The organism is Faecalicatena fissicatena (assembly GCF_016900595.1).
In the GTDB taxonomy this organism is placed as follows: domain Bacteria; phylum Bacillota; class Clostridia; order Lachnospirales; family Lachnospiraceae; genus Claveliimonas; species Claveliimonas intestinigallinarum.
The window spans coordinates 38,070-52,880 of sequence record NZ_JACLYY010000002.1; the positions used below are offsets into that span (position 1 = coordinate 38,070).

A 14,811-nucleotide genomic window follows, 5' to 3' on the forward strand; every position below is an offset into this window, starting at 1 on the left:
TGCGCTTCTGCAAGCCAGGGTTGGTGGCCTGCTCAGGGCATTTCCGCTATAATCCAGGCATACCACGAATGCCAGCCGCACATGGAAGCGGCCGGCTCTGACAGCATATCATACATATAAGGAGGCACCCCTATGAGCTTTGGTGAAAATCTTCGCACAGTAAGAAAAGAAAGAAAGATTTCCCAGGAGGAGCTGGCCGAGCAGCTACACGTCAGCAGGCAGGCTATTTCCCGCTGGGAGCAGGGAAACGGATACCCGGAGATGGAGAAAATGATATCCCTCTCCCGGATACTGAAGGTCTCCCTGGACTATCTTGTTTCAGACCAGTCTGACAGCCCGGAGCATCCAGGCACCGCTCCTGATGGTCAGTCACAGCCCGCCCCCACACCAGTGTCCACGGGCAAGATCATGATCCGCAGCCATGACGGCAAACAGCTGGTCAACTGCTATAAGGTAATGTCCATGCGTGTGTCCACCCGCCCGGACGTACCTCATTTTGCCCTTTTCGGAGTGGACAGCTCCTCCTTCTGGGGCGAGAACAGAACCATGCTCGGCTGGTATGCCCACGGGGCGGATGTCCAGAGGGAGACAGAAGCTATCTCACAGGCCATGCTGGAGGGAAAGACGTTCTATGAGCTGCAGTATGCCGCCAAAGTAAAAGAAAGCTTTCTGCGGGTCAGTCTCGTCAGAGAGGAAAACACCGCTCCTGAAAAAGAAAGGGATACAGACATAGGATCATAAGGCTTCGCATGGACACCTTCCCTGCGCAAGCTGAGGGATTCCTTTCATTTCAGAATAAAATTTCAGACTAAAGGAGGAACCACTATGTTAGAAATCGGAACAAAGGCGCCGGCATTTTCTCTGCCGGACCAGAACGGAGACATGCACACGCTGGAGGAATACAGGGGAAAGAAGGTCATCCTCTATTTTTATCCCAAGGACAACACTCCCGGCTGTACCAAGCAGGCCTGCGGCTTCGGGGATCTCTATCCCCAGTTTGCCGAAAAGGGCGCTGTCGTCCTTGGCGTCAGCAAGGACAGCGTGGCCTCCCACAAGAAATTTGAGGAAAAATACGGCCTTCCCTTCACACTGCTCTCTGACCCGGAGCTCACCTGCATCCAGGCCTACGATGTGTGGAAGGAGAAAAATATGTACGGGAGGAAGACCATGGGCGTGGTGCGCACTACCTACCTGATCGATGAGGAGGGCACCATCGTCAAAGCCTTCGGAAAGGTGAAGGCAGCCGACAATCCGGCCCAGATGCTGGCAGAGCTGTAGTCTCCCCCGTCCCGGAAAGGAGGGCAGGACAATGAAAAAGTACAGGAAAGAGCTTGTGATCACTGCGATACAGGCTGTCATGTTTTATCTGTTTCCCCTGACCGCCGGCCCCACTGATATGATGGGACTGGTGGTTGTCCTGCTGTTCTCCTCCTTTCTTCTGTCTCTTCTTCTGGGTGCTCTGTCCCGGACGCCTTTCAAGTATGCCTATCCGCTTCTCGTGTGCGCCCTGTTTCTGCCCACAGTTCCCATCCACTACAATGCCACTGCCCTTTCCCACGCCCTCTGGTACCTGGCGGACGGATATATGGGGCTTGGACTGGGGTGTGTTTTCAGGGCTGTCTATGAAAAGCGGCGGGATTAAGGAAGCCTGGAGCCAGCTCTGCCATTCACCCTTTTAGTATGAAAATCATTGACACCTTGCGTTTTGCTCGTTATACTATATACATACCAAACGAATGTATGTAGGAGGATACCATGGCCAGAAACAAATATCCGGAGGTCACTGTGGAGAAGATACTGGATGTGTCACAGCGGCTTTTTCTGGAAAAGGGATACGACAAGACAACGATCCAGGACATTGTGGACGAGCTGGGGGGCCTGAGCAAGGGCGCCATCTACCACCACTTCAAGTCAAAGGAGGACATCCTGAACGCCCTGGGGGACAGGCTCTTTGCCAGGAACAATCCCTTTGAGGAGGTAAAAAAGCGGACGGATCTGAGTGGCCTGGAAAAGATGAAGCTGGCCATCCTGCTGAACCAGTCCAACGAAGAGCAGACAGCCTTTTCCGCTCAGGCTGTCCCCCTCCTTAAAAATCCCCGGATCCTGGCAGGGATGCTGGAGACAAACCGCCGCACTCTGTGCCCCCGCTGGCTGGAGCTCATCGAGGAGGGCAGGCGGGACGGCTCCATCCAGACAGACTATCCAAAGGAGCTGTCCGAGCTTTTGATCCTCCTGGATGTCTGGCTGATCCCATCTGTCTTTCCCGGCAGCTCTGAGGAGATTATTCGCAGGTACCAGTGCAGCTGCGAGGTGCTCGCCAGGATGGGGCTTCCCATCTATGATGAAAAGGCGGCTGACCTGATCAGAAACCACCCTGCCCTGCAGCAGGACTCATAAAATTGCCTTTCAGAGGCAATTTTATATTAAACATATACATACCTTCGTTCGGTATTAATAATCAAAAAAAAGAAAACATGCGCCACAGCTCACAAAAAGGAGGTAACCCATGGAAGGAAACAATGTATCGATTTGCGTTTCCTCGCTGAAGAAACGCTACAAAGACAGAGAGGTCCTAAGAAACGTCACCTTTTCAGTCCCCACAGGGACCATCTACGCTCTTCTTGGCTCCAACGGCGCCGGGAAGACCACCACAGTCCGCATACTGACCACTCAGCTTTGCCCTGACGGGGGAGCTGCCCGGATCCGGGGCTTTGATGTGATCAGGGAGCCGGAGAAGGTCCACCAGGTCATCAGCGTGACTGGACAGTTCTCCGCCCTGGATGAAAGTCTGACGGGAATGGAAAATCTTCTCCTCATGGGCCGGCTGCGGCACCTGGCAGCCCCGGAGAAATCGGCGGTCCGGCTCCTGGCTTCCTTTAGCCTCTCCCCCGATGCGCACAGAAGGGTCTCCGGCTGGTCGGGAGGGATGAAGAGGAAGCTGGACATCGCCATGAGCCTTGTGGGAAGTCCCGATGTCCTATTCCTGGATGAGCCCACCACCGGACTGGACCCCCAGAGCCGCCTGGCCATGTGGCAGATCGTCCGAAGGCTACGGGACGGCGGCATGACCGTCCTCCTCACCACCCAGTATCTGGAGGAGGCCGAGCAGCTGGCTGACCAGATCGGTATCCTGAGCGAAGGGAAAATCCTGGCAGAGGGGACCCCCGCCCGGCTGAAGTCCCTCCTTCCCCGGGGCGCCGTGCGGTTTGCCTTCCACAGCCCGGAGGATCTGGAGCAGGCCGCCTCTCTTCTGGGAGCCCCTGCGGGAAAATGGCGGACCAGCTGCCTGCCGGAGGAGTGCGCTCTGACTGTGTTTACAGACGGGAGGGCAGACACCCTGGGGGAGCTCTTCTGCTGTCTCCGGGATGGCTCTGTTTCTGTCCGGGAATTCTCAGAGGAGTCCCCCTCCCTGGAGGATGTGTTCTTAACTATGATCAAGGAGGAAAAATCATATGGAAACAACAAAACAAAGCTATAGCGACACCTTCACCATCGCCTGGCGCTGCCTGCTCCTGTCCTGCCGGAACCCGGAGACCTTTCTCACCAGCATCCTGCTGCCCGCCCTCATGATGCTGCTCTTTGTCTCCCTCTTTGGCAGCCTGATCCGCGTGGACGGCACCTCCTACACAGCCTATATCGTCCCCGGCGTCCTCATCCAGTGCGCGGCCCAGGGCTCCTCCACCACGGCCATCATGGTCAATCAGGATATCACCAGCGGGATCCTGAGCAGATTTTCCACTCTCCCCATCCGTCAGGGAGCGCTCCTTTACGGCCATGTGCTGGAGGCCTGTGCGCGGAACCTTGTGACCTCCGCTGTGGTCCTTGTCATCGCGCTGCTCCTTGGCTTCCGCCCGGCCCTTACCCTGACCGGCCTTGGCATCACCTTCCTTCTTCTGTCAGGCATGATCCTGGCGCTGTCCTGGCTGGCCGTCGCTGTAGGGATCCTGTCAAAGAGCGCCCAGGGCGCCAGCTCTCTCTCCTCCCTGGCCATCGTCCTGCCCTACCTGAGCTCCGGCTTTGTACCCACAGAGCATCTGCCGCCGCTGCTGCGGACGTTTGCCCGCTATCAGCCCATGACACCTGTCATCGACGCCATGCGAGACGCCCTGTCGGGCAGCCCTGCGGACGCCGGGACTCTCGGTGCCGCCCTTCTGTGGTGCGCCCTTCTGACGGCTGTCTTTTGCGCCGCCTCTGTACTTTTCCTTAAAAGGAGGCTATTGGGATAGCGGAGCTGAGAATAGAAAACCCTGACAGATAGAGCCCGACAGACAGAACTCCACAGATAGAGCGAAAGGGCCGGATATGCAGGCGTCACATCCCGCATATCCGGCCCTCTTGCTATGCTTCTAATCGAAATTCTTCCGGATCAGCCGGCAGTACTCCTGGAATACCGGTTCCTTCTGAAAGTCCTTCGCAAGGGCATCCCGGACACCCTTGTAGTACCAGCCGATCATTTTCTTATCTTTCATCCGGAAGCGGTTCCAGAGCTCCTCGCCCACCTTGGGGTAATCCCGGTCGATATCACGCATATTGGACAATTTATCTGCAAGCCCGATCATCTGCACTTCCCTGGGAGCGTTCCCAATGGACTGGATCGTTGCGGTCTTCCTCTCCATCCAGGTCCTGGACTTATCCTCGCTCTCTCCGGCCACCATGGCCGCCACCCTGGGACTGAACTCCAGCGCCAGCACCTCCCTGGTCACTCCCTTACAGTCCTCAATTGTGTCGTGGAGTACCGCGGCGCTGATCACTTCCTCATCCCGGGTCATAGTGGACACGATCTCCTTCACCTCAATGGGGTGCACGATATAGGGACGCCTTGTCCCCTTCCGGAACTGCCCTTCATGAGCCTTCGTCGCAAATTCAATTGCCCTGTCGATCATATTCATACCTCTTTTTCATCCTCTGCTTCCATCGCTAATGATAATTTCCTTTAAAATCTCCTCTCTCGGCAAATATCGCTTGTCTGAATCATGCCTACATCATAGCATCAGTGGACAGAAATAGCAACTCCCTTGTAAAATTTAAACCCCTCCTCCAGATTTTCCCTGACGCAGTCATTTTCCCCATTTTTTCTGTCGGTACGCACTGGCGCTCATATGATACTGCTGCCTGAATTTCCTGCAAAAATAGCCGGCATCCGAAAATCCCGTATCCGCGGCAATGGAAGATATGGACTTCTGGGTTGCCTGAAGCTGCTCTGCCGCCTGTGCCAGCCTGTGGCGGATGAGATAAGCCACCGGGGATATATGTATTCCTGACCGGAAAATGTGCAGGGCGCCGCTTTTGCTCAAAGAGGCAGACGCGGCAATCTGTTCAAGCGTTATTTCTTCCATATAGTGATCGTGGATGAACTGCATCATGGTCTGCAGTTTAGCCTGTTTGTGGGTCAGGCGGCGAAGCCGGGAACCGCCCGCCGGCAGATCCATATTCCCTGCCAGCAGCTCCCATATTTCCAGAAGCATTCTCACAGTGGACAATTCGCAGTCCTCCCCTGTCTCCTGAAGATCAAAAATCTGCAGGAGGATCTGCAGGATCTGTTCCTGCCAGCCTGTCTGCGGCTCCAGAACCTGGTACGGGACAGATGAGCTGATGACAGGCATGATGTACTTATGGTAGACAAAAGTGTCTTCTGCCGCAAGAAGATACGGGGAAAAGACGATGTTGGGCGCCCATGCGCTCTCCTGCGCTTCAAATCGGTGCAGCACGCCGCTGTTGATAAAGATCCCGCTTCCCTGCCGCATCTCTATCCGGTCTTCCCCGGCAAAACAGAATACACTTCCTTCAGAAAAATATATAAATTCCACCTCATGGTGCCAGTGCCAGTCTATCCGGTGGAAGTCAAACTGCCAGATATTTTCCGGATAATAGGCAAACGGATAACCGCTGCTTCCATGGACTGCCGTTTCCCGGAGCGTTTCGTCCGTAACTGTCACGCAATGATCCATACTCATCCTCCGATTCATCTCATTTTGTGATATTGTACCATATAAAAGCAATTATATTCAATGATTTGGCATTCTCTATATGATATAATCCATATTCAGAACAGGAGGAGACAAAATGAGAATAAAAAATCAGTATAACAAAACCATTGCAGCCTGCTTCACGGGCTACATCGTCCAGGCTGTTGTCAATAATTTCGCGCCGCTTCTTTTTTTACTGTTTCAGGAAACCTATCATATCCCCCTCTCTCAGATCACGCTGCTTGTAACTTTTAATTTCGGGATACAGCTCCTGGTCGATCTTCTGTCCGTCAGATTCGCAGACAGGATAGGATACCGGGCCTCCATGGTTGCGGCACACATTTTTTCAGCCGCAGGCCTGATCCTTCTCACCGTTCTGCCGGACCTGCTGCCGGTACCGTTTGCCGGCATACTGATCTCCGTCATGGTCTACGCAGTCGGCGGCGGGCTGCTGGAAGTACTTGTCAGCCCAGTCGTGGAAGCCTGCCCCACCGGCCACAAAGAAAAAACCATGAGTATGCTGCATTCCTTCTACTGCTGGGGCTATGCGGGAGTCGTGCTCGTATCCACCCTCTTTTTCCATCTGGCGGGCATGGAAAACTGGAAGTTCCTGGCGCTGGCCTGGGCTTTTCTGCCCATCTGCAACGCTTTCGCCTTTACAAGGGTTCCCATGGCTCCCCTGCTTGAGGACGGTGAAAGCGAAATGACGCCGGGCTCACTTTTTAAAAACAAGCTGTTCTGGGTCCTGCTTGTCATGATGGTGTGCGCCGGGGCAAGTGAACAGGCGGTGAGCCAGTGGGCATCCGTATTTGCCGAGAAGGGCCTAGGCATCTCCAAAAGCGCCGGGGACCTGGCCGGCCCGATGGCATTTGCCCTGCTGATGGGGCTGTCACGTCTGTTTTACGGAAAATACGGACACCGGATCAACCTGGAGCGCTTTATGGCCGCAAGCGGGCTTCTGTGTATTGTATCCTACCTGGGGATCTCCCTCCTTCCGGTTCCCCAGCTCAGTCTGGCCGCCTGCGCTGTCTGCGGCCTGTCTGTGGGGATCATGTGGCCGGGTACCTTCAGCAAGGCGGCCGCCTCTCTTCCAAAAGGCGGGACAGCTATGTTTGCGCTGCTGGCCCTTGGCGGGGATATCGGATGCTCAGGAGGCCCCACGCTGGTGGGCCTTGTCTCAGACGCTATGGATAACGATCTGAAAATAGGTATTTTAGCAGGCGTACTGTTCCCGCTCCTTCTGTCAGCAGGGATCGTGCTTGCAAAAAGGCCGGAGGTGAAATGCAGCAATGAAAGGGATGCTGTCCTTGGAAAAGCGTAAGGATGGATTTATTTTTATCGTATTTTCTGTAGAAAGCACAGAGGAGGTAAATGCGCTGACCATTGACATGATAGAAACAGGTCTGGACGTTCTCTATGAACCTAAAAACATTGGCGGCATGTACGAGAGCTGCTTTGTATGCACAGAAGAAAGCGGACTGAAAATACGCGCCTGCCCGGACAGGTAGACAGCAGGTATACTCTGGTGTAAAATGGGAGAAACGATAAAGACAAAAGGAGAATGTTCATGTCTGCAACACAGTCTGTAAAATACGTACTCGTCACAGGAGCCTCCAGGGGCATCGGCCGCGCCTGCGCCCTCCGCTTTGCCGAGGAGGGGTGGCACGTCTTTCTCAACTGCCGCTCCTCGCTGGAGGAGCTGGAGAAGGTCTGGCAGGAAATCCAGGAGCAGCTCCCCGGCCAGTGCACGCTTGTCCCCGGGGACGTGGGAAACCCGGAGGAGGTCCGGCAGATCTTTAAGAAAATTTATCAGCTCTGTCCCTGTCTGGACGTGCTGGTGAACAATGCCGGCATTTCCCACACCGGGCTCCTCACCGACATGACGGACCTGGAGTGGCAGAGAATGATGGACACCAACCTGTCCTCTGTCTTCTACTGCTGCCGCAGCGCCGTCCCGCCCATGGTGACGCGCAAAAAAGGGCGGATCATCAACATCTCCTCCATGTGGGGGACAGTGGGCGCCTCCTGCGAGGCCGCCTACTCGGCCGCCAAGTCCGGGATCCACGGCCTGACCCGGGCCCTGGCAAAGGAGCTGGCCCCCAGCAACATCCAGGTCAACGCCATCGCCTGCGGGGTCATCGACACATCTATGAACTCCTGGCTCTCCCCCGTGGAGCGGGAGGCGCTGGAGGAGGAGATCCCCGCCGGAAGGTTCGGGACGCCCCGGGAGGCAGCGGACCTTGTGTGGCAGACCGCCCATGCCCCGGCCTACATGACCGGGCAAATCATCGGAATAGACGGAGGGTATATCTGATCCGGAACAGATCAGATATACCCTCCCTTTTCTTTTGTCTTTCCTATTTCACAAGCCGCTGGATCTTCTTGCTCTCCTCTGTACCGGCCTTCTCAAGCAGCTCAAAGAGCAGCGCCTCGTATGTGGTGAGGATAGCCCCCTCCTGCCTGGCCCGGATCAGAGCCGTCTCATAGTCTGTCCTCTTCCTGCTGGAAACGCAGTCTGTCACCAGCACGGGCACAAAGTCTGCGGCACGCAGATCTATCAGGGTCTGCAGCACGCAGATATGGGACTCCACGCCGCAGAGGATAATGTACTTTTTCCCCTGTATCCAGGGATGGCTGCTGACCACATCCTGCCAGGCGCTGAAGCGGATCTTCTCCACAAATTCTTCCGTCCCCGCAGCCTGGGTCAGCTCCCTCACTGTACTGCCCAGCCCCTTTGTGTACTGCTGGGTGAACACCATGGGGATGCCCAGCGCGCGAAGACCCGCCAGCAGGATGGAGGAGTTCTCTATGAGCGTCTCCTTCCTGTCCATGGCAGGAATCAGCTTCTCCTGGTAATCAATGACAACTGCCGCCGCGTGTTCTCTCTCAATCCTCATATTCGCCCGCCTCTTTCCCTTACTTTTCTTTTTCTCTCTTTTCCCTGCTATTTCAGATCCAGCTCCACGGGACAGTGGTCGGATCCCATCACATCGGTCAGTATTTTGGCGTCCTCCAGCCTGTCCTCCAGACATCTGGACACACAGAAATAGTCGATACGCCACCCTGCGTTCTTCTCCCTGGCCTTGAACCGGTAGGACCACCAGGAATAAATCCCCTCCCTGTCGGGGTAGAAGTACCGGAAGGTGTCGATAAACCCAGCCTCCAGAAGCTCCGTAAATTTCTGTCTCTCCTCGTCTGTAAATCCCGCGTTCTTTCTGTTCGTCTTGGGATTTTTCAGGTCGATCTCCCTGTGGGCCACATTCAGGTCCCCGCAGAAGATCACCGGCTTTTTCTCCTCCAGCCTCTTAAGGTAGGCCAGGAAATCGCTCTCCCACTGCATCCGGTAGGAAAGCCTGGCCAGCTCGTTCTGGGAGTTGGGCGTGTACACAGTGACAAAGTAAAATTCCGGGTACTCCAGGGTGATGACCCGCCCCTCCTGGTCGTGCTCCTCCATACCGATGCCGCAGGACACGCTAAGAGGCTCCTCCTTTGTAAACACAGCCGTGCCGGAGTAGCCCTTTTTCACCGCATAGTTCCAGTACTGATGGTAGCCCGGCGTCTCCAGGTCGATCTGCCCCTCCTGCAGCTTTGTCTCCTGGATGCAGAAAATATCCGCATCCACCTCTTTGAAAAAGTCTGTAAAGCCCTTCTGCACACAGGCCCGCAGGCCGTTCACATTCCAGGAAATGAATTTCATATGCTCTGTTCTCCTTGTCGTCTAATAATACACTTTCCGCAGGAACAGCCCTCTGGCCGGCGCCAGAAATCCCGCCAGGCTGCGGTCCTCCGCTGCGATGACCACCGGCAGCTTGCTGGCGTCCCGCCTGCCTGTCCCGATCTCGATCAGAGTCCCTGTCAGGATGCGGACCATGTGGTAGAGGAAGCCGGACCCGTAGTAGGTGATCCTGACCTTCTCCCCGGAACGCACGATCTTGATATTGTAGATCCTGCGGACTGTATCGTTTGTCTCTTTGTTGTCCGTGAAGCTGGCAAAATTCTTGACGCCGATGAGGTATTTCACCGCATCCCGCATGGCCTCTATATCCAGCTTCTCCGGATAGTGGTAGCAGTAGCGCCGGGAAAACACATCCGGCTTCTCCCTGCAGTCTATATAGTACTCGTATTTCTTTCCCTTGGCGCTTTTTCTCGCATGAAAATTATTCTTTACCAGCTCCACCTTGAGAATGCGGATATCCTCCGGGAGGTAGCGGTTTAGCGCAGCCTTCAGCTCCTCCGGGTCGTAGAGGCCGGACAGCTTCACGCTGGCCACCTGCCCTCTGGCGTGGACGCCGCTGTCCGTCCGTCCGGAGCCGTCCACCTGCACCCGGTAGCCCACAATTCTTCCAAGGCTCCACTCTATAATATACTGGATCGTATTGTCCGTCGTGGCCTGCCGCTGCCACCCCTGGTAGCGGCTTCCGTCATAGGCAATGGTCAATTTATAGTTTCTCATATACACACACCCGATCTATCTGTAAAACTTGAAAATAAATTTGCATATCAAAAAAGAAGAAGCTGTATATGCTTCCTCTTTTATCATAGCACTTTCCGGTAGGATGCGCAATTTATTTCTCACCGGGTCAGATGATATTTTCTCCCCGGAAGCCCTCTCGCTTCACCGCGTAAAGGACACACCTGGACACCACGTCCACGATCAGGAAACCCAGGGCAATACCAAGGCAGGTCTCAAGCAGCACGCTTGTCTCCTGGCTTGCCAGGACACTGTCGCCGCTCACCCAGCCGTACATCATATAGTAGAGATTCGGTCCGGGAATGAGCGGAAAGGCTGACGCAGTCAGGAAAATAGTCGCCGGCGCCTTGTTGACCCTGGCCATGATGAAGGCAAACGCCGCTACAAAGACAGCTCCTGCCATAGTGGCCACAAAGTTGCTGGGCCAGACCGCATACACCAGGCAGTAGATAGCCCAGGTGAAAAAAGCACCGATGCCGGAAAAGAGCACCTGCTTCCCCTGGATCTTGAACCACATGGCAAATCCCACGCAGGCTACGGTACAGGAGATAAGCTGGATGGGCACGCTGTGGTTCAGCGTGAAGCCGTCGTAGGCGCCCTCCCCAAGAAGCTGCATGGCGATGGCGATGCCAAAGGCAATGCCCGCCGCTCCCAGGACAGAGTTCATGATATTGATAAGACCGGAGAGAAAATCTCTCTGCAGGATCTCCCGGATCCCGTTCGTGGTGCTCAGGGCACTGATGAGCAGCATGACAATGCCGATCATGATCCGGTCCGGGTGGGTGCCGATCCCCAGGAAATCCATGCCGATGATCACCGTCTCCGACAGAAAGGCCAGGATTAAGTTGTATATCAGGAGATTGTCCTCCCGCTTTCCAAGCCAGTTTCCCACAAACACGATCATGAGGGACACAAGCACTGCCACTACCGCGTCCGTCAGCCCGCATCCAAAGAAGACGGCGAACCCGGTGCCGCCCATGACTCCCGCCAGGTAGGTGATCCAAAGCGGCTGCTCCTTCCGGTTCATGACCTCCACATACCTCCTGTGCAGCTCATCCGCGTCCGGCGTGTGGGCGCACACGTATCTGGCCAGATTGTTCATGTAGTCCAGCCGGTCATAGTTGATGCCCGTGGACTCGATGTGCCGGATCTGGGTGAGGATCTCCCCCTCCGGCGTCTCCACTGTAATCTGGATGTTGCTGGGGATGACAAACACATCGTACCTCTTGAAGCCGTAGCTTTTGCACATCCGGTACATGGTGTCGTCCAGTCTGAAATTTTCCGCTCCGCTGCAGAGCATGGCCTCTCCAATGTCCAGTATGCCTTCCAAAATCCGCTGATAATCCATTGTTTTACGCATTTCCTCTGTCCAGTATTTTCTTAATCTCGTCCATAAATGTGTTTACATCCTTAAATTCCCTGTACACCGAAGCGAAACGGACGTAGGCCACCTCATCCAGCTTCTTCAGCTCATCCATGACGATCTCGCCGATAGCGCTGCTGGGGATCTCCTTCTCCTCCAGGCTGAATATCTTTGTCTCCACCCTGTCGATGCACTTCTGTATCTCAGCTGCGGACACTGGCCTCTTGTAGCAGGCCCGCAGGATGCCCGTCTCGATCTTTCCGCGGTTGTACTGCTCCCTGTTGTTGTCCTTCTTTATAATGATCAGCGGGATAGTCTCTACTTTTTCATAGGTGGTAAACCGCTTTCCGCATACATCGCAGGAGCGCCTTCTGCGGATGGAATTACCGTCGTCTGCCGGTCTGGAGTCGATGACTCTCGTATCCGGATGGTTGCAATATGGGCATTTCATCTTGGTCTTCCGTCCTTTCTCAAATATTAAGACAAGTATATATCCCGCCGGCCGGACTTGTCAATTTATTACTTCGACCTGTGCCTTTTTTCTTCGTGGATCTCCACAAGGATGATATCCGGGCCGATTTTCCTGATACAGTCAAAGGGGATGACGTACTCCCCGGTATCCCCGAACCAGCCGCACAGAAATCCTCCTCTTGGCACGATCACCGACTCAATGCAGCCTGTACACTCGTCAAAGACCAGGTCCGCCACATACCCCAGCTTCCGGCAGTCGCAGGCATTGATCACTTCCTTCTGCTGAAAATCACAAAGCCTCATGCTGTCACCTCCCCTTTCATCATATGCTGATGGAAAAGGGACGGTGAGGGCACAAGGCTCTTTATCCTGTCCTGACTTTTTGTTCTTTTATTCCGCTTTCCTGCCTACAGCGCCATGACCTTCTCGTTGTTGAAGGCTCTGGCAATGAGCACGGTCAGGATACCGCCCAGCGCAAGGGTCTCCACCAGAGTGATCAGGTACTGGGACATAGTCAGTTCATGGCTCAGTATCAACTGGAGGGCAACGGCGCTGTTGTAGAATGGAATATAAAAATCCCAGCGTCCTCCGTCTCCCATGCGGAACATGGTCAGAAGTCCCACAACCAGAACCACCATGTACACCGGCATGATATAGCTGCTGGCCTCCTTCGTCGTCTTCGCGAAGACGGAGATCAGCGCCACAACGGCGGAGTACAGGAAGGCGATGGCAATGAGGAGAAGTCCCATCATGATGATCTGGTCCGCTCCCAGGTTCAGGTTGAGGGCCTCGTCCATACCAGTCATGGAGTCCATCATAAAGGGCGTGCACACCACCATACCTGCCACGTAGATGAGGGAGGAAATTCCCGATACCGCCATCAGGGCGAACACCTTTCCAAGGACAATGGAGGATCGCTTTACAGGCGCCACCAGAAGGCTGGCCATGGTTCCCCTCTCCTTCTCCCCGGCGATCATGTCAGTGCCGATTCCCATGGCTCCGGCAAAGAGAAGGATCGTGATGAAATAGGGAAGCATCATGCCCAGGGCCCGGCCGCTGGCCTTCTCGTCGTCCTGGATCACCATATCGTCATTGTCCGAATTGACGGTAAATACAGTGATGGCGTCCGGGTTTCCCACCCGCCCTGCCAGCAGGGTCTGGCGATAGGACTCCAGCACACCCACGGAAATCTCCTGATATGCCTGAGCGGAGTAATCCTCAGAGGGATTATAGTAGGTCTTGACCTGTGGGACCGGGTCTCCCTCCTGGAAGCCGGCGACCAGCTGATCAAAATTTTCCGGGAACTCTATGAGAAGGTCCGCCTTCCCGTTCAGGATCTGATCCTCCGCCTCCGCCCGGTCGCTGTCAGAGTCCACTGTCCTGACACTGTACTCCATCCCCGCGGAGGAGAGAAAGGCCTCAAAGCTCTCCGGCTCGTTCTGCATCCAGACAATGGACTTGTGATCCTCTATATCTGACTGCATCTGTCCCGCCAGGCTGTTGATGATGGTGAGCAGGGCTACCATGATGATGACCGGGAGAAAAAAGACGGAGAAAACCATCTTTTTGTCCTTCAATATCCTGGCCATCTCTTTTCCAAATATCTGTTTAATACCGTTTAACATCTACCTCTCCCCCTTTCTGGCCGAGTAGAGCTGGAAGAACGCATCCTCCAGGTCGTTCGTGCATGTCTGCGTGAGCAGCTCATCCAGGGTGCCCTCTGCCACCTTCTGCCCGTCGATAATGATGCCGATGCGGTCGCAGAGCTTCTGCGCCTCGGACATGATGTGGGTGGAAACGATGACCAGCTTGCCCTCGTCCCGAAGCTTTTTCAGATAGTCCGTCACATTTCTCGCAGTGATGATATCCAGCCCGTTGGTGGGCTCGTCAAAGATGACGATATCCGGGTCGTGCACAAGGCTGACCGCGATAGCCGCCTTCTGCTTCATACCTGTAGACAGCTCCTTGATCTTCTTGTGGGCGAACTCGCTGATGCCAAAATAGTCAAACAGCTCCTCCCTGCGCTTCCTGAGCTTCTCCTCAGGCACCTTGTGGAGACGGCCGAAGAAGCGGAACATGTAATCCGCGTCAAACTGGTCGTCCAGCTTGATATCGCTTGTGAGAAATCCGATGCAGTTGCGGACCGCCTCCGGCTCTCTTTGCACCTCGTGGCCGTCCACGTAGATCTCGCCGCCGGTAGGCTTTATAATGGTGGAAACGCACCGCAAAGTGGTGGTCTTCCCTGCCCCGTTTGGCCCAAGAAGTCCGTAGATCTCCCCCTTTTTCGCCGTCAGGCTCAGGTGGTCCACAGCCGTCTTCTTCGGATTTTTCGTGTGGGACTCAGCCATCTGTTTTTTGTTCAGTCTGTACACCTTGGTCAGGTCTCTGATCTCAATCATAGCCTCTGTTTCCTTTCTCCCCTCATGGGATGATCTTCCTTATTTTTCAATTCTATTTCCTCAGACGTCTGTATTATTAATTTAGTACAATAATATACATCTTCCGAAAATTTGTCAACACTTTTTCCCTAAATTTTACAC

The 14,811-nt window shown here is 54.7% G+C and carries 19 protein-coding genes; 9 read left to right on the top strand and 10 right to left on the bottom strand.

From position 1 onward, the window contains the following. The first annotated feature begins 132 nt into the window (after positions 1 to 132). The 6 genes from H7U36_RS02140 (at position 133) to H7U36_RS02165 (ending at position 4,226) form a co-directional block, all read left to right on the top strand. Positions 133 to 741, top strand: a complete 609-nt coding sequence (locus H7U36_RS02140) for a type II toxin-antitoxin system RelB family anti-toxin (protein ID WP_052084008.1) — start codon at positions 133 to 135, stop codon at positions 739 to 741. An 84-nt stretch (positions 742 to 825) separates the two neighbouring features. After that, entirely contained in the window at positions 826 to 1,278 is a 453-nt protein-coding gene (bcp, locus tag H7U36_RS02145; RefSeq protein ID WP_033125667.1) for a thioredoxin-dependent thiol peroxidase, read from the top strand. 31 nt (positions 1,279 to 1,309) lie between these two features. Then, entirely contained in the window at positions 1,310 to 1,642 is a 333-nt protein-coding gene (locus tag H7U36_RS02150) for a hypothetical protein (RefSeq protein WP_138302855.1), read from the top strand. 113 nt (positions 1,643 to 1,755) lie between these two features. Then, positions 1,756 to 2,397, top strand: coding sequence for a TetR/AcrR family transcriptional regulator (locus H7U36_RS02155; RefSeq protein ID WP_138302854.1), 642 nt, complete (start codon positions 1,756 to 1,758; stop codon positions 2,395 to 2,397). Positions 2,398 to 2,506: 109 nt separating this feature from the next. Continuing rightward, positions 2,507 to 3,478: an ATP-binding cassette domain-containing protein gene (locus tag H7U36_RS02160; protein ID WP_138302853.1), complete on the top strand. Its 972-nt coding sequence runs from the start codon at positions 2,507 to 2,509 to the stop codon at positions 3,476 to 3,478. Continuing rightward, positions 3,453 to 4,226 carry an ABC transporter permease gene (locus H7U36_RS02165; RefSeq protein WP_138302852.1) on the top strand — a complete coding sequence of 258 codons (774 nt, stop codon included), beginning with the start codon at positions 3,453 to 3,455 and terminating at the stop codon, positions 4,224 to 4,226. The genes H7U36_RS02160 and H7U36_RS02165 overlap by 26 nt, the downstream gene beginning before the upstream one ends. A 120-nt stretch (positions 4,227 to 4,346) precedes the next feature. Here H7U36_RS02165 and H7U36_RS02170 read toward each other — a convergent pair whose 3' ends face one another. Both H7U36_RS02170 and H7U36_RS02175 read right to left on the bottom strand, forming a co-directional pair. Next, positions 4,347 to 4,883 (bottom strand): HD domain-containing protein, encoded by a 537-nt coding sequence (locus H7U36_RS02170; RefSeq protein ID WP_033125665.1) that lies wholly within the window; start codon positions 4,881 to 4,883, stop codon positions 4,347 to 4,349. A 174-nt stretch (positions 4,884 to 5,057) separates the two neighbouring features. Next, on the bottom strand, positions 5,058 to 5,948 hold the full coding sequence (locus H7U36_RS02175; RefSeq protein ID WP_052084007.1) for an AraC family transcriptional regulator: 891 nt from the start codon (positions 5,946 to 5,948) through the stop codon (positions 5,058 to 5,060). A gap of 121 nt (positions 5,949 to 6,069) precedes the next feature. Between H7U36_RS02175 and H7U36_RS02180 the strand changes: the two genes are divergently transcribed. From H7U36_RS02180 to ymfI, 3 genes are read left to right on the top strand one after another with little or no spacing between them, the layout of a single operon-like run. Beyond that, complete coding sequence (locus H7U36_RS02180) at positions 6,070 to 7,287, top strand: MFS transporter (protein ID WP_138302894.1); 1,218 nt, start codon at positions 6,070 to 6,072, stop codon at positions 7,285 to 7,287. Further along, positions 7,274 to 7,474 (top strand): VOC family protein, encoded by a 201-nt coding sequence (locus H7U36_RS02185; RefSeq protein ID WP_138302850.1) that lies wholly within the window; start codon positions 7,274 to 7,276, stop codon positions 7,472 to 7,474. Before H7U36_RS02180 ends, H7U36_RS02185 begins: the two co-directional genes overlap by 14 nt. 59 nt (positions 7,475 to 7,533) lie before the next feature. Then, positions 7,534 to 8,280 (top strand): elongation factor P 5-aminopentanone reductase, encoded by a 747-nt coding sequence (gene ymfI, locus H7U36_RS02190; RefSeq protein WP_205147741.1) that lies wholly within the window; start codon positions 7,534 to 7,536, stop codon positions 8,278 to 8,280. Positions 8,281 to 8,323: 43 nt separating this feature from the next. On the opposite strand, the gene H7U36_RS02195 is transcribed toward ymfI, so the two are convergent. From H7U36_RS02195 to H7U36_RS02230, 8 genes are all read right to left on the bottom strand, one after another. Beyond that, complete coding sequence (locus tag H7U36_RS02195) at positions 8,324 to 8,863, bottom strand: isochorismatase family protein (RefSeq protein WP_138302848.1); 540 nt, start codon at positions 8,861 to 8,863, stop codon at positions 8,324 to 8,326. 47 nt (positions 8,864 to 8,910) lie between these two features. Beyond that, complete coding sequence (gene xth, locus H7U36_RS02200) at positions 8,911 to 9,663, bottom strand: exodeoxyribonuclease III (protein WP_033125660.1); 753 nt, start codon at positions 9,661 to 9,663, stop codon at positions 8,911 to 8,913. A 21-nt stretch (positions 9,664 to 9,684) separates the two neighbouring features. After that, the gene (gene truA, locus H7U36_RS02205; RefSeq protein WP_033125659.1) at positions 9,685 to 10,419 is read right to left on the bottom strand and encodes a tRNA pseudouridine(38-40) synthase TruA; all 735 of its coding nucleotides are present in this window, start codon (positions 10,417 to 10,419) and stop codon (positions 9,685 to 9,687) included. Positions 10,420 to 10,546: 127 nt separating this feature from the next. Further along, a complete protein-coding gene (locus H7U36_RS02210; RefSeq protein WP_033125658.1) occupies positions 10,547 to 11,785 on the bottom strand; it encodes a threonine/serine exporter family protein in 1,239 nt (412 codons plus the stop codon). 4 nt (positions 11,786 to 11,789) lie between these two features. Further along, complete coding sequence (nrdR, locus tag H7U36_RS02215) at positions 11,790 to 12,251, bottom strand: transcriptional regulator NrdR (RefSeq protein WP_033125657.1); 462 nt, start codon at positions 12,249 to 12,251, stop codon at positions 11,790 to 11,792. Between the two features lie 68 nt (positions 12,252 to 12,319). Next, positions 12,320 to 12,574 (bottom strand): PRC-barrel domain-containing protein, encoded by a 255-nt coding sequence (locus H7U36_RS02220; RefSeq protein WP_033125656.1) that lies wholly within the window; start codon positions 12,572 to 12,574, stop codon positions 12,320 to 12,322. Between the two features lie 104 nt (positions 12,575 to 12,678). Then, positions 12,679 to 13,896, bottom strand: a complete 1,218-nt coding sequence (locus H7U36_RS02225) for an ABC transporter permease (protein ID WP_191493426.1) — start codon at positions 13,894 to 13,896, stop codon at positions 12,679 to 12,681. Continuing rightward, positions 13,897 to 14,670 (bottom strand): ABC transporter ATP-binding protein, encoded by a 774-nt coding sequence (locus tag H7U36_RS02230; RefSeq protein ID WP_033125654.1) that lies wholly within the window; start codon positions 14,668 to 14,670, stop codon positions 13,897 to 13,899. It abuts the gene before it with no gap. Positions 14,671 to 14,811: the final 141 nt, after the last annotated feature.